Origin of the sequence: Butyrivibrio sp. (genome assembly GCF_017635265.1) — a bacterium.
In the GTDB taxonomy this organism is placed as follows: Bacteria; Bacillota; Clostridia; order Lachnospirales; family Lachnospiraceae; genus Butyrivibrio.
The window spans coordinates 140,361-155,891 of record NZ_JAGBLU010000091.1; the positions used below are offsets into that span (position 1 = coordinate 140,361).

At 40.1% G+C, this 15,531-nt stretch carries 8 protein-coding genes; 7 read left to right on the top strand and 1 reads right to left on the bottom strand.

Features of this window, described 5'->3' with window-relative positions; genetic code table 11:
• Positions 1 to 2: 2 nt before the first annotated feature.
• From J6O61_RS10760 to J6O61_RS10780, 5 genes are all read left to right on the top strand, one after another.
• A complete protein-coding gene (locus J6O61_RS10760) occupies positions 3 to 2,804 on the top strand; it encodes a hypothetical protein (RefSeq protein WP_292212912.1) in 2,802 nt (933 codons plus the stop codon).
• 12 nt (positions 2,805 to 2,816) lie between these two features.
• Entirely contained in the window at positions 2,817 to 4,856 is a 2,040-nt protein-coding gene (locus J6O61_RS10765; RefSeq protein ID WP_292212914.1) for an ATP-binding protein, read from the top strand.
• A 22-nt stretch (positions 4,857 to 4,878) separates the two neighbouring features.
• The gene (locus J6O61_RS10770; RefSeq protein ID WP_292212916.1) at positions 4,879 to 5,979 is read left to right on the top strand and encodes a hypothetical protein; all 1,101 of its coding nucleotides are present in this window, start codon (positions 4,879 to 4,881) and stop codon (positions 5,977 to 5,979) included.
• Between the two features lie 200 nt (positions 5,980 to 6,179).
• Positions 6,180 to 8,075, top strand: coding sequence for a sialate O-acetylesterase (locus J6O61_RS10775; protein ID WP_292212919.1), 1,896 nt, complete (start codon positions 6,180 to 6,182; stop codon positions 8,073 to 8,075).
• 12 nt (positions 8,076 to 8,087) lie between these two features.
• Positions 8,088 to 11,345, top strand: a complete 3,258-nt coding sequence (locus tag J6O61_RS10780; protein ID WP_292212921.1) for a DUF4982 domain-containing protein — start codon at positions 8,088 to 8,090, stop codon at positions 11,343 to 11,345.
• Here the strand turns inward: J6O61_RS10780 and J6O61_RS10785 are convergent.
• The gene (locus J6O61_RS10785; protein ID WP_292212923.1) at positions 11,340 to 12,227 is read right to left on the bottom strand and encodes an AraC family transcriptional regulator; all 888 of its coding nucleotides are present in this window, start codon (positions 12,225 to 12,227) and stop codon (positions 11,340 to 11,342) included. The two genes, J6O61_RS10780 and J6O61_RS10785, sit on opposite strands and share 6 nt — an antisense overlap.
• An 88-nt stretch (positions 12,228 to 12,315) precedes the next feature.
• Here J6O61_RS10785 and J6O61_RS10790 point away from each other — a divergent pair, with 88 nt between their 5' ends.
• Together J6O61_RS10790 and J6O61_RS10795 are read left to right on the top strand one after the other, a co-directional pair.
• Complete coding sequence (locus J6O61_RS10790) at positions 12,316 to 14,301, top strand: alpha-glucuronidase family glycosyl hydrolase (RefSeq protein WP_292212927.1); 1,986 nt, start codon at positions 12,316 to 12,318, stop codon at positions 14,299 to 14,301.
• A gap of 270 nt (positions 14,302 to 14,571) precedes the next feature.
• Positions 14,572 to 15,519, top strand: a complete 948-nt coding sequence (locus J6O61_RS10795; protein WP_292212930.1) for an ABC transporter permease — start codon at positions 14,572 to 14,574, stop codon at positions 15,517 to 15,519.
• Positions 15,520 to 15,531: the final 12 nt, after the last annotated feature.

The following is a 15,531-nucleotide window of genomic DNA, read 5'->3' on the forward strand; positions in this document are numbered from 1 at the left end:
CCATGCCCGGACCTGAAACCAAAACAACGGCACCAAAAAAGATGACCTTTGAAAGTGGCTTTATCAGTGATACTGAAAGCCTTCCTGCTATGGATGGGTTTGATGCCGATAATATGTCCTATATGGGAGGCGCCCAAAAGAGCGATGAAGAAATACAGCAGCAGGAAGCTGTTGCTGGGGGTGTCAGACAAACACTTAAAGAACAACTAAAAAGGACTAATCAGGACTCTTTGGATGCGGCAAATGAAATGGCCGATAAACATCGGAGCCATTTTGAAAACAGCATGCAGGGAGCCATTAATAGTGCAATGATTGCTGTTCAGAACTATCATCTTGCTCTTGCTGCCTATGAGGTAGCAATGGTCAGGTCTGGAATTACCGGGGCTTCAGAAGCCAAAAATATACTAAGTCCTTACAAAGATGCGGCTTCCAATGGTGGCAGTACGGAAAACCTCAGGCAGTTTGAACAGGCGCAGCAAAACCTTGATTATTATGAACATCATCCTGTAAGCCTTGCCAGGTCCATATTTACCGGTACGGGATTAAGGCGTATGTATAGGGCCTCAAGATTAAATAGCAAGAGAAAGAGTGCTGAAAACAGGATTGAGTATATTAGGAGAGCGTCGCAGGAATGGGATAACACGCTTAAGGATTATAAAGAAAATACCTATAAGCCGCTGTATGATCAATATGATAAAGTGGCCATGATGTACTATGCCATGTCAAGAGACGTTGATAATATAGGGTTCAAGAGAACCGGCGATGAAGGCTATGATCCAGAAAAAGATGTTTATGCCAAGGACATAGCTGAGTACGTTGGTTGCTATGATAATACTGCTATAACAAATTACATCAATGTTCTTATGCCTAATGGAGGCGGGGCAGGCAATCCATATACCAGAGATCATCATATCGCAATGGTATTTGATGAAGCCAGAGCGCTTAAAGATGAGAGTTCTACTAACCGTGTCGATACTGCAGGCAGATTAAAGTTTCACACCAAAATATCAACAGAAGCTTTTGGGGATGAAAATGTCCATTCTGTCACAGATGAGCAGGATGCTGTAAATATTGCTCCCAGAAGAAGAATCAAGGTACTGAGTGATTTTACAGGCTATGCTGCAAGAAATCAGGAAAAAACTGATGATGCTCCGGATGTTCTGGATTTTCAAAAAAATGTTCAGGAACTGGAGAATCTTAATCTGACTATTGATGAGAAGGATCGCACAGGTAAATATCTTTTTTCAAATAAATCAGCCAGGATATACACAGTAAAAAAAGGTGACAGAGATGTAAACGGCTTTGTTCTGAATGGCAAATTTGTATCCGGGGATAATAATCTGGTAATGGATCAAAATGACCCGGAAATAACAAAACACCCCAGCTGGAAGGAAGCGGCCAATATGGAGACTGTCAGAACTCAGATAAGGCGTTCTGATTTCTTTAGGCATGTCAACGCCGCTACAATTCAGCATTATGCAAGATATGACGGATATGATAATGATGACATAAAGTATGTTGAGAAAAAAGAACTTGAATTTGGCGGGCAGGATAAGTTTATGGCCAAAAGAGATGGATTCTTTTCGCTCACAAATTTGGGACAGAATGCGTTAAACGGCAACATTGCCGGATTAGTGGATAGTGCTATAGGAGTGACCAATGATGTGTCATCCTCCATTCAGGGGGATAAGGATGCAGTAATTATTGATAAAAGCTTTGCAAGTATTGAAGATTTACAAAATGGAATTATGGGCTTGGGAGAGGATGCGAGTTTGAGTTCCGTCAACACTGTTTTAGACGGAATTGTAGCGGCTTCTGATATTAGTGGAGGTCTCGGTCTTGGTGAGCTTCCTCTTGTAGGGTCTCTTTCTACAGTTTTTAAAACTATAAAAGTACTGACCGATATTGTTGATACTATCAAAAAGACCAGGGCAGAGAAGGGAAAGAAAGCTGCAAACACTCTTAAACTGCTGGAGCTCTTTTTGAAGTTTGGAAATAATGTAGTTAGCATTCTCTCTGACATTAGTAAGGATGTATTTGCATCTACTGTTTCTATTATGGCTATTATAAGAGATGCTGTGGGAGGACTTATCTCGGCCATTAAAGCCGCAGTTTCCATTTATAATCACGTACAGATAAGGAAAAGTGAAAAAGATTTAAGTACAGCCCTTGATGATTTTAGAAATAATTCAGATGATGAGGAGAGAAGAAAACTTGGGGAGGCTGTAAGCAAGAATTCTCAAAGTCAGTTCTTTTTGTCACTTTCAAGGGTTCAAAACAGGAGAGAAGGAATTAAGGCGGGCTTTGATGTGGTTTCTAAAGGAGTTAATCTTGCCGGAAATCTTACGGGACTTAATGAAGTTGCAGCGTGGTTTAATCCTATAAGTTTCCCTTTTAAGCTGGCATCAAAGGTTGTAGATGCAATCAGCTTTTTTGCTGATAAGTTCCAGGGCTGGAGACAAAGAAAGAGCATAGTAAATGATATATTAGGCAACGGGGATTATGATTCGCTTTCAGGCTTTGATAAGGTCCTTAAGGAGGAAACAGGAATTAATAATAAGCACTATCTGACGGATTTATCCAGGGTGTTTATGGCCATAGACCTTCACGCACTTGTAACCAAAAAAGCCGATTCTCCGGCACAGCAGTCACTGGCAGTAAAAACGCTTAATAATATTATTCCTTATGAAGAGGGTATGACATTTGCAGAATACCGTGCCTTGATAAAACTTGAAAGACTATTTGAGGCAGTAGGAGCTCCAGGCAACTGGAGAGCTGTTCTGATGCAGTCCATAAGCGGGTAAAGGGGTATTAGGATGACCTACCTTGAGGCTATAGCAGTACTTATAGTTATACGATGTGATATGTATCTTACAAAAAAGGGTGTCAGAAATTCCCTTTCGGATTTTCCGGCTTTCCTTGGTATGGCAGAAAACTGTAACGAAAAGGCAATGAAGAACTGGGCGGATGAAGAGGCACGCCATGATAGTGGGAGAGGCGATTATTCGTGCATGGAGGCAAGACGTTACTTTGAACTTCTCGATATGCTAAAGGCGGATGAAATAGTGCGAAGCCTTGTGGATTTGGCGATTTGTGGTTTTTATTATCCTGAGTTTAAAAGATATCTTGAGAAGTTTTTTGGTTTTGGCATATGCCTTAAGCTTGCCTGTCTTATAGAGGAAGAGCCCTTTCCTGACGAAAGCAGAGTTTTGAAAAGAAGTGGGGCTTTATCCTTGTTTTTTGGCATTGATCTCAATAAATCACCAGTAATGTATCAGGAAATTAGCCTTGATGACAGAACCATGGGTTTTTTATCGGGAGATGATAGCATAGGAAATAAAGTATCACTTTATGGTTATCTTTTTTCTCCTGAGGAAGAGCTACATGAGAGTTTTATAAGAAATGAGATCATCAAAAGAGGTGTTTCTTTTTTTGAAAATGGAGGGAAAGTGCTACAGCTTTCCGGGAAAGGTGGAAGGCGCTTTTTAGCAAAGCATATAGGAAAGAAACTTGGGAAGAAAGTGCTTTTTCTAAATGTAAATGAGGTAAAAAATGCTATGGGCGAGAGGTTCTTTCTTACAAGGAATGTCCTTATAAGAGAAGCTCTTTATCAGAAATCAATGATTTGCCTTTACGGGCTTTCAGATAAGCTTTTGGAAGGTGGCAGTGAGGATAAGCTGGATATCTTGAGAAAAAGTATCATCTCATATATTCTTGATAATCAGATTATGCTTGTTATGTGCTGTGACCTGCAGGTACGTCTTTTACCTGACATGGATGGAGGAGAGTTCAGGATGATAGATCTTGACAACATTCCGACTTTTGATGAGAGAAAACTTCTTTGGAATGGGTTTGTCAGGCTTTTGAAGTTGGATATCAATCCCAATGAGGCTGCTATGAGATATCATCTAAATCCCAGTGAGACCAGCCGTATGGCGAGAGGACTTATGGATATAGCTGAAAAGGATGCGGCGGACAGAAGTATAATGCTTTCAAAGTTATCGCTTAATTGTGCCGGAATAGCTGATTCGCATCGGCTCGGCCAAATTGTTTTTTCGAAAACCAGATTAAGTGATGTGAAACTGGATAAAAAGCTTCGCTCCACCATTGAGGACGCAATAGGTAGCGTCACTGTATCCCACAAGGTTTTTGATGAGTGGGAGCTCAAGAATGAATACAGCTATGGTTGCGCCACAAGCATACTTTTATCGGGACCACCGGGAACCGGCAAGACCATGACTGCAAATGCCATAGCCGGGGAACTTGGAATTCCTCTTTATCATGTGAATTTGTCCAATCTTGTGGACAAGTATATAGGAGAGACGGAAAAGAATCTGGAGAGAGTGTTCTCTTTTGCTGAAAAGACAAATGTAGTGTTGTTTTTTGATGAGGCAGATTCCATATTTGGAAGAAGGGGAGAAGTAAAAGATGCTCAGGATAAGTATTCCAACAATGAGGTTTCGTATCTTCTCCAGAGAATAGAAGCTTACAGTGGGATTGTGGTTATGGCTACTAATATCAAAGGAAATATTGATCCTGCATTTATGCGTAGAATAAGGTATGTTATCCACTTTGATATGCCGGATGATGATGTTAGAAGGCAGATTTGGGAGAGCCTTATCACAGATAAAGTGCCACACGAGGAAATCGATGTGGAATATCTTACTATACAATTTAAAGAATTTACCGGTAGTATCATAAAGACAGTATTCTTAAATGCGTGCTCTAAAGCGGCTTTTCAGGAGGAAAAGTTGTCTATGAAGCACTTGATATATGCAATCTGGATAGAACTTTCAAAGAGCTCATCTGTGAAGTTTTCACTTGATACCCTTGGTAAATATTCATATTTATTATAGTAACTGTCGGAGAAGAAAGTGCATGGTTAGTTTAGCTGAAGCATTAGCAAGAGAACTTAATATAGTTATTACTGTTTTAACATCCCTTATTTCTTTGGTGATACTTACATATGTCATCTGGGATATGCATCGTAACGGTTCGGGGCTAAAAAGCAAATATTTTGAGGATAAACTTTTTGTTTTGCTGTGCATTATGAATCTTATTCTGATAGGCTATGGCATTTTGATCCTTTTTTATAATGATGTTAAAGACAATAGTTATTTAAGCAGATTTATGCTATATTCACCTGACATTATTTATCTGCTATATGCTCTAATCTGGATGCTTTTTCTGGACTACTATGTTAACAGAGACATGGAACGAATCAAAGGGCATGTGATAACAGCTGTTGGACCTTTTATACTTCTGATTTTTTTTGAGATTGTTATCATAACCGTCGAATACAATATGAGTAGAGGACGGATGAACTGGGCATTTCAGGATACTTTTGATTACCAATGGCTTGTTATTCCGTACCTGATTATTGAGGCTGTTCTGACTTTATCCTACATTATTGGTGGATTTGTAATAATCAGGGACCATCACCGAAAGCGAATGGAACCAGTATTCCTGCGACTTGATTTTTTCGTCGTTTCATGGCTTCTTGGAGTAATCATAGGTGAGACTTTTTTCTCTGGAGCATTAGGCCTTTTTGCGTCGGTTTCGATTTTAATTACTTATATTCCTTTAAAAATGAGGAAAAAATATCTGGACGACGAGTCGAGAGCATACACAGAAGAAGCTCTTGACTTTATTCTAAAATATATAGAAAGAGAAAAAATTCAAGAGGGGTGTGCTTTTATAGTAAAAGCTCCAATGCACAAGGATCAGCTTTATAATATTATTAAGTTAAACATTCCAGAGGGAGCTTTGGTGATTCACATGAATAATGGCGACTTTTTGATCTTTACCAACATTAGAAGTAAGCTGGCAATTGAAGTGTTTGAAAGAACTATTCAGGATGCAGGCATTAACTATGATCCACCTACCAGTATACATGTGATGAACTTCCGTCGCCTGGCACACGAGTCAATGAATGACTTTGTAGACAGGGTACTTAAGGATGAAAGGGAGAATATCTGATTAGCTTTTGATTATACATATTATCATCAAGGTAAAGCTGTGAGAGAATAATAGAGACCTGCGGCAGGCACTTGCCTGTTGCAGGTTTTTGCATTTTGAATGCAAGCAATAACTGGGGAGTTATTCGCATTTATAATGATGCATGATTTTGATAATGCAAAGTATAATCGAAATAAATATCAGTAGGAAAGGTTACTATTATGTCTACTTTAAGATTATCGCGTTTACTGTCTGATGGAGCAGTTATTCAGAGACGAAAAAGCATTCATATATGGGGCTGGGATGAGCCGGGAGCAAAGGTCACAGCTGTTCTTGAAAAGGATGAAGTAAGTGGAATTACTGATTCGAACGGAAGGTTTGATATATATTTGCCTGCAAGGGAAAGCGGAGGTCCGTACGAACTTGTGGTAAGTGATGATAAGGGTGAAAGAATAGTTGTCAGGGATGTAATGCTTGGACTTGTGTGGCTTTGTTCAGGCCAGTCCAACATGGAGCTGCCTCTTACCAGATGTAAAGACCGGTATCCTGAGGTTGTAAAAAATGATGAAAATGACAGGATACGTACTTTCAAAATAGTTGAGGAAACATCATACTGTGGACCTTTTGAGGAACATCACACCGGAAGCTGGACTTTGGTTAGGCATGATACAATCATGGACTTCTCGGCAGTAGGCTACTTTTTTGCCAAACACCTTCAAAAGCTTACAGGGCAGACTATCGGAATAATCAATGCAAGCCTTGGGGGCTCAAGGATATTTGGCTGGATGGGCAGAGAGATGCTTGAGGGATATGATGAGCTTTTGGAAGAGGCTGATCACTATGCTGATAAAGCTTTCTATGATGGACAGATTGCCGGGAATATAGAAAATGGTGATGCCTGGAGAAATGCACTTTATCAGAGCGATGAGGGTATAAAAAATAACTGGCAGAGTATGGATACAGATGATAGTGACTGGGGAAATTTTGAGGTTCCGGGATTTTTTAAGGGCACGGACCTTGATGGATTTATTGGCTCTGTGTGGTTTAGAAAGAAGTTCGACCTGCCAAAGGAGCTTGCGGGAAAAGCTGCAAGGCTCTTTTTGGGAACCATGGTGGACAGCGATACTGTTTTTGTAAACGGTCAAAAGGTTGGAGAGACTGCATATCAGTATCCGCCGCGTAAATACGATATCCCCGAAGGACTTACAAGAGAAAATGACAATGAAGTTGTAATAAGGCTTTGTGTGGAAAACGGTCTTGGAAGATTTACACCGGGTAAAGAACTGAAGATTTTTAATTCAGATGCAACAGTTTATCTGAACGGAACATATAAATACAAGGTTGCTGCAAGTTGTGAGAGGATAAAGCCTACAGATTTTGTGAACTGGAAAGCTACAGGTCTTTTTAACGGCATGACAGCACCATGCAAGAACTATCCTATTGATGGAGTGGTATGGTATCAGGGTGAGAGTAATGTTGAACTTCCACAGTATGATTATGCGGATCTCACTAAGAGAATGATACTTGGATACAGGAAACTGTGGAATGATGAGAATCTTCCGTTTATTGCAGTTCAGCTTCCGAACTTTGTGATTGATCAGCTTCCATGCACCGATGATTGGGGAAAGTTCAGACTTATTCAGAACAGGATTCTTGATATTCCCATGACCGGACTTGTTGTGACTCTTGGACTTGGTGAGGATAACGATCTTCATCCGACCAGGAAAGAGCCAATCGGCGAGAGAATGGCTCTTTGGGCAGCGCATATGAAATATGGATATGGCGCAGAATATAAGGGGCCGGAAATAGAGAGCATCAAAAAGGTAACAGAGGATAGCGAGATCCTGATTGAGATAAAGCTTGGACATGCAGGAGAGCTGATTGTAGCTGATGAGGGTAAGGGAAGCGAATTAAAGGATTTTTATCTTGAGTATGAAGATGGAAAAAGAGAAAACGCAGAAGCAGCTCTTTTGGGTGATAAGATTTTTGTTAAAATGAATAGTGATGGCAAAAATGTAAAACTCAAATGGTGCTGCGAAAATACTTATCACGGGGGACTTGTTGAAAATGAGACAGGAACGCCACTTGCTCCATTTGAAGTGACTATTACTGAATAAGAGGATAATTCTATGAAAGAAAAGTTTGTAGAAGGCTGGAAATTCTTAAAGACTCCATATGGAACAGATATAGAAGAGGCGAAAAAGCGTCTCTCTGATTTTACTGCTGTAAAAATTCCTCATGATTTTATGATTGAGGATGCAAACAATCTTTATAAAGATGCGTCAGCTTTCTACTGTAACACTTTTTGCGTAGATGAAAGTGACAAAAGAATTTTCTTTATATTTGATGGCATGTATATGGACAGCAGCATATACATAAACGGTCAAAAGGCCGGAGAGTGGAAAAACGGATATACACAATTTGTTTTGGACGTAACAGGATTTGTTAAGCCCGGAACCAATGAGATAATTGCGGAATTAAAATGCAGATATCCAAGTGCCAGATGGTATACGGGAGGCGGTATTTACAGGAATGTCTATATAGACAGACAAAAGACAGATGAATTTATTCCGGAAAATGGAATCTATGTAAGTACCAAGAAGCAAGGCGAGGATTATATTCTTTCTGTATCTGTAGATGTATCGGGAAATGTTCACCCGGATACAGATCTTTTGATAGAGATTGAGGAATGTGGCGTAAAGGCTATAGTGGTTCCTGGTACTGAAAAGGCAGATATTTTTGTCAAAAAGCCTGCTGAATGGAGCGTTGATGAACCGAATCTGTATGAACTTACGAGCGCTCTTGTAAGAAATGGAGAAGTACTTCAAAAAGAAACTTTAAAGATTGGCTTTAGAGATATTGAGTTTACTTCTGACAGAGGGCTTTTCATAAACGGAGAGCACATAAAGCTTAATGGAGTGTGTCTGCATCATGACCTTGGAGCCCTTGGCACAGCGTATAATACTAACGCCATGAGAAGGCGGCTTCTTCAGCTTAAAGATATGGGGGTAAATGCTCTTAGACTATCCCATAATGTGTATGACAGCGATGTCTTGGATCAGGCTGATGAACTGGGATTTTTGGTGATTTCCGAGGCTTTTGATATGTGGGAAATGCCAAAGACGGATTATGATTATGGGCATTTCTTCAAAGAGTGGCATGAAAAAGATTTAAAAAGCTGGGTTACAAGAGACAGAAACCACCCTTGCGTTTTTATGTGGAGCATTGGAAATGAAATATATGATACCCATGCATCGGGGAGAGGAGAAGAGCTGACAATCCATCTTAAAGACCTTGTCAGAAAATACGATCCTTACAGGAATGCGCTTGTAACATCGGCTTCTAACTATATGCCGTGGGAAAATGCGCAGAAGTGTGCAGAGCACCTTGATGTTGTAGGCTATAACTACGCTGAAAATATTTATGAAAAGCATCACGCTGAACATCCTGACTGGATTATATACGGAAGTGAGACATGTTCAATAGTACAGAGCAGAGGAATATATCATTTTCCGCTTTCTGAAAATATTCTTTCAGATAGAGATCTTCAGTGCTCATCGCTTGGAAACAGCACTACCAGCTGGGGCGCCGAGAGTCTTGAGTATTGTATCTGTAAAGACAGGGACATGGATTTTTCTCTGGGACAGTTTATATGGACGGGCTACGACTATATTGGAGAGCCTACACCTTACCACACCAAAAATTCTTACTTTGGAGCTATAGATACAGCAGGTTTTTATAAGGATGCTTTTTATGTGTGGAAATCCGCATGGGTAAGTGCGGGTAAGGATCCGTTTGTCCATGTTTTTCCCTATTGGGATTACAACGAAGGACAGATAATAGATGTGAGAGTAGCAAGCAATGCGGCTGAAGTTGAGCTCTTTTTAAATGGAAAGAGTTTTGGAAGACAAAAGCTTACACATAAAAAAGGCGCAGGATACCACATCATAGGTGATTACAGAGTTCCATATGAAAAGGGAGAAATACTGGCGGTTGGCTTCGATGAGAATGGCAGGGAAATTGCCAGAGACACAAGAAGAAGCTTTGGCGAAGCAGAAAAACTTGAGATAAAACAGGAGACTTTTGGAAATCTTGTTTTTGCTGAAATATCGGCAGTTGATGCGGATGGCAATATAGTTGATAACGCCGATAATTATGTAGAAGTTGAAGTTACTGGCGGATTTCTTTTAGGAATCGATAATGGAGACAGCACTGATTACGACAGCTACAAAGGCAACAGGAAAAGGTTGTTTGGAGGAAAACTTCTTGCTATAGTTTCGGCGGAAGAAGGCATTGAACCTGAAATAAAAGCTACTATTCAAGAGGCGGATATCCCCAGAAACATTTACCTTAAATCTGATGGCGGAACAAAACTAACAGCTGGCAACAGGGAAGTTACAGTCAGAGCTTTGATAAGTCCCAAAAATCTTTCTGATAAAAATATAGTTTTCAGAGCTCTTACAAAGAAAGGCACTGACAGCAATATTGCCAAGGTAAGTGCAGATAAAAATATCTGTAAGGTGACAGCTTTTGCGGATGGAGAATTTATTCTAAGGTGCGAGTACATAAATGAAAAGGGTGAAGCAAAGGTTATTTCAACTTTGGATTTTGAGGTTGAAGGCATAGGCACTGCGTACCTTGATCCGTACTTATTCATTTCCGGAAGTGCCTACAGCTCTTTTGAAGGAAAAGTGGCAGCGGGGAATGAGCACGGAGTTGCTACAGACAGAGTAGCAGAGACACTTATAACCTATGACAATATAGACTTTGGAAAGACAGGCTCTGACGAGATAACAATTCCGATATTTGCTCTTTCCGATGATCCGGTTCCTCTTGAGATTTATTCCGGTGATGAGCTTCTTCTAAAAGCTGTATATCATAAAAAGAGCATTTGGAATGTGTATCAGGAAGATACTTATAAACTTTCAAGAAGACTTACAGGCATATCTTCGATAAGTATAAAGGTTAAACAAAAGATCCATATTAAAGGATTTTCTTTTACCAGACTGTACTCTGCATGGGTTGAAACAAGGGCGCTTGATGCGGATTCGGTCTATGGAGATACATTTACTAAAACAGATGAAGCTGTAGAAGGAATCGGAAACAACGTCACTTTAGAGTTTAAGGATATTGATTTTGGGAAGGATGCTTCTTCAGAAGTGGTTGTTCTGGGAAGAGCACCTAAGGGAATCAACACAATTCACCTTCGAATGAGGAATGAAAGTGGAGAAGAGGTAAAAGAAATTCTGGAATTTGAAAAGTGTTATGAGTATGAAGAGAAGTCTTTTGCCATAAATAAAAAGGAAGGAAAATGGGACGTATCCTTCATATTCCTTCCGGGTAGTAATTTTGATTTCAAGAGTTTTTATTTTAAGAAAAACTCATGATTTTAAGTCGGCACCGGCTCTGTAGAGCTTGCGATATTCCGTTGGTGAGCAGCCGTTGGTATCTTTGAACACTCGGTTAAAGGTTGAGAGAGAAAAGAATCCTGACTGCATGGCAATGTCCATTACAGAGAGATCTGTATCACCTAAAAGCTCCTGAGCCATGAGCACGCGGCGCTTTGTGATGTACTGATAACAGGAAACTCCCATGTAGGATTTAAATAATCTTTCAAAGTGAAACTTGGAGAAACCTGCTATTTCAGCCAGCTGTTCAACACTTAAATCGTCAGATCTGTGGGAATCAATATAGTTTGTAACTGAAACCAGTTTGTCGATATTCTTGCGTTGTGGGTCATCGCTTACAGATACACTTGGGGCATCGTTGAGGTGCATGCTTCCTATTTGGGCAAGAATAAGTGTCACCAGTGAATAAACTGAAATGTGAAGGAATTCATCACTTTCACCATAAAGCCTGTCGATTTCCCAGAAATAATTCTGAAGGCGGGCATCTTCAAGAGGGTATTCGTTCTGCCTGATATGAACATAAGGCGGAAGAGTTTTGAGGAGTGGGACCAGGGATGAAACCTGTGAATAACCACCGATGTCAAAAAGAAGGATGAGCTTTTCACCGCCGGGGGTGTCTGACAGATACTCGTGAAGAGTTCCCGGAGCAATCAGGATTATGTCGCCGGGATTGCAGCAGATCATTGACTGGGTATCATTGTGAAATTTTATTTTTAGAGTTCCTGATACAATGAGGATCAGTTCCACTTCATTGTGCCAGTGTAGAGGGTATTCTGAAAGTGTGTTGTGATATAAAAGAACGCCCTTTAAGGTGTCGTAAAAAATGTCCTCTCGGGCCTGTTCGTTGATGTCACTGATCATGTTAATGCCGCTCCTTATCCGGGAAACTTTGTTTTTACGTGGTTTATTTTATCATAAAAGATTTTATTAGAGAAAGGATTTATAAAAAATGGGGAAGAAGGAATGGACACAGCTTTGGCTGGAGTATAAAAACGTAAGCTCTGACAATAAGACTGTAAGCTGTAGTGTTGAGGGTTTTGATAAGGACTCAAAGATTATTAAAAGTGCACTTTGTGAACTTAAATGTGGATTAAAAGGGATACTTTCGGATGAAGTTGTGGAAAATGAAGGTGCAGAGGATATAACTCTTAGTATAGTCAGGGATGAGAGTGTTTCTAAAGAAGGCTATAAGCTTTATGGCACTGATAAAAAAGCAGAAATTTTGGCTTCTGATGAAAATGGCGCCCTTTACGGAGTCTTTGAATTATTAAGACAACTCTCATGTGGGAAAAAACTTGCTGAGATCAATATGGAAAAGAAGCCGGCCAATCCTCTTAGAATGATGAATCATTGGGACAACATGGATGGAAGTATAGAGAGAGGTTATTCAGGGGAGTCTTTCTTTTTTGAAAACAGAGAGATCGTTGTAGATGAGAGAACAAGAGACTATGCAAGATTCATGGCAAGCGTTGGCATAAATGGCATTGTTATCAATAACGTTAATGTTAAGGACTCTGCTACATATCTTATTACCGACAGATATTTTGACAAGGTAAAAGAGCTCTCGGATGTATTTGCAGATTATGGTATAAAGACATACCTGTCACTTAACTTTGCGTCTCCTATAGAGCTTGGCGGTCTTGATATTTGCGATCCTCTTGATGAAAAAGTTATCTCATGGTGGAAAGAAAAAGCAAAAGAAGTATTCGGAAGGCTTCCTCACCTTGGGGGATTCCTTGTAAAAGCTGATTCCGAGGGAAGGCCCGGGCCATTTACATATGGAAGAACTCAGGCAGATGGCGCAAATATGCTGGGGGATATTGTTGCTCCTTACGGCGGAATCATTATCTGGAGATGTTTTGTATATAACTGTACTCAGGATTGGAGAGATTATAAGACTGATAGGGCAAGAGCCGGCTACGACTACTTCAAGGAATATGATGGCGCATATCATGATAATGTAATCCTTCAAATTAAAAACGGACCTATGGACTTCCAGATAAGAGAGCCTATTTCACCACTTATCGGCGGACTTACCAAGACCAATCAGATGCTGGAGGTTCAGATTGCTCAGGAGTATACAGGTCATCAGATCGATCTTTGCTATCTTATACCTATGTTCAAGGAAATACTGGGCTTTAGAACATATTGTCAGAAGGACAATGATACTGTTGCAGATATAGTCAGCGGAAGAGCCTTTGGCAATAAGCTTGCCGGAATGGCAGCAGTCATAAACACAGGTAATGACAGGAACTGGACAGGCAATTATCTGGCAGCGGCAAATCTCTATGGTTTTGGCAGACTTGCCTTTGATACGTCTCTTAGCGCTGAGGAAATAGCAAGAGAATGGATAAGACTTTCTTTTGCCATTGAGAAAGAAGAAGAGGATAAGCTGACAGATATGCTCCTTAGATCAAGAGAAATCTATGAGAAGTATACAAGTCCTCTTGGAATTGGCTGGATGGTAACTCCTAATACCCATTACGGTCCAAGTGTTGACGGGTACGAGTACTCAAGATGGGGGACATATCACAGAGCAGATCATTTAGGAATAGGTGTTGACAGAACAGATAAGGGAACAGGCTATGCTCAGCAGTATTACAAGGAAAATGCAGAGCAGTACAATGATCCTGAAAAATGCCCTGAAGAGCTGCTTTTATTTTTCCATCACATACCATATACATGGAAACTTAAGAGCGGAAAAACATTGATACAGCATATCTATGACAGCCATTTTGAGGGCGAAGCAGAGGCAGAAGAACTTTTTGAAACATGGAAGAGTCTTGAGGGGCAGGTGCCTGATGAAGTGTTTGAAAACGTAAGCGGCAGGTTTAAGATGCAGATAGACAATGCCAAAGAATGGAGAGATCAGGTAAATTCCTATTTCTACAGAAAAAGCGGCATAGCTGACGAAAAGAACCGCATAATATATTAAACATATAAAAAACAAAGAAGAGAGCTGTGAAGAATGAGTAATCATATCATTTCTTTGCAGCTCTTATTTTGGCAGAGTATAAGTGGAGCGTTTAGACAAAATATACAGTTGAACACTTCTGTGAATTGTAAAGAATGCACAATGCGCGCATTTATCGGTAAGTGATAGTCAATATTTGATAGGAATAAATGACGTGAGCAATATAGAATAAAAGAGTAGAAATTGTGCAATATTTCTACAATAGAAAGTAAGGGTTTTTAGGAGGAGTTTATGAGCAATACCAAAGCACAGAGAAAGGGGAGCAACCAGTCATTTGGGGTATATATTAAGCGTTACTGGCAATTATATGTACTGCTTGCTCTGCCTATTATCTATCTGATCGTTTTCAAGTACATTCCAATGCTTTACATCATGATTGCATTCAAAAAGTACAGCATTGTCCAGTCCATTTGGGAAATGCCATGGGCAAAGAATCATGGTATGGAGTATTTCATCAAGGCATTTAGTACAAAGGATTTCATCAATTCTTTGAGAAATACAATAGTACTTAACCTTCTTGATCTCGTTATCGGATTCCCGATACCAATTATATTTGCTCTTATTTTGAACGAACTTCGTTTCAAAATGTTTAAAAAGACAGTTCAGACTATAGCATATATGCCACATTTCCTTTCATGGGTTATTATCTATGGTCTTGCACTTCAGCTTTTTACACCGACAGACGGTCTTGTTAATATGGCAATCAAGGCACTGGGTGGTGAAGCAGTTCCTTTCCTTAATGATCCGGCTCACTGGGTTGGGACATATATCGGACTTGGCGTCTGGCAGAGTTTTGGTTGGAACTCAATCATATATCTTGCTGCTATTGCCGGCATATCACCTGAGCTTTATGAAGCTGCCAGTGTAGATGGCGCCGGAAGATTTCAGAAGATGTGGCATATCACTTTGCCCGGAATCAAGCCTACTATAGTAGTTCTTTTGATTATGGCTCTTGGTAATATTATTGGATCTAACTTTGACAGACCATTTGCACTTCAGAACAACCTTGTTATGAAGTATGCAGAAGTTATTTCAACATATGTTTATAAGGCCGGTATTAAGGGACTTCAGTTCAGCTTAACTACAGCGATTGGGCTTTTCCAGTCTGTGATCAATGTATTCTTCCTGCTTGCTGCCAACTGGCTTTCACGTAAGCTGGGTGAACGTGGTATATGGTAGGAGGTGGCTTTA

Coding starts and splice junctions, on each gene's coding strand:
- J6O61_RS10760 (WP_292212912.1), top strand. CDS start 3: ATGCCCGGACCTGAAACCAAAACAACGGCACCAAAAAAGATGACCTTT.
- J6O61_RS10765 (WP_292212914.1), top strand. CDS start 2,817: ATGACCTACCTTGAGGCTATAGCAGTACTTATAGTTATACGATGTGAT.
- J6O61_RS10770 (WP_292212916.1), top strand. CDS start 4,879: ATGGTTAGTTTAGCTGAAGCATTAGCAAGAGAACTTAATATAGTTATT.
- J6O61_RS10775 (WP_292212919.1), top strand. CDS start 6,180: ATGTCTACTTTAAGATTATCGCGTTTACTGTCTGATGGAGCAGTTATT.
- J6O61_RS10780 (WP_292212921.1), top strand. CDS start 8,088: ATGAAAGAAAAGTTTGTAGAAGGCTGGAAATTCTTAAAGACTCCATAT.
- J6O61_RS10785 (WP_292212923.1), bottom strand. CDS start 12,227: ATGATCAGTGACATCAACGAACAGGCCCGAGAGGACATTTTTTACGAC.
- J6O61_RS10790 (WP_292212927.1), top strand. CDS start 12,316: ATGGGGAAGAAGGAATGGACACAGCTTTGGCTGGAGTATAAAAACGTA.
- J6O61_RS10795 (WP_292212930.1), top strand. CDS start 14,572: ATGAGCAATACCAAAGCACAGAGAAAGGGGAGCAACCAGTCATTTGGG.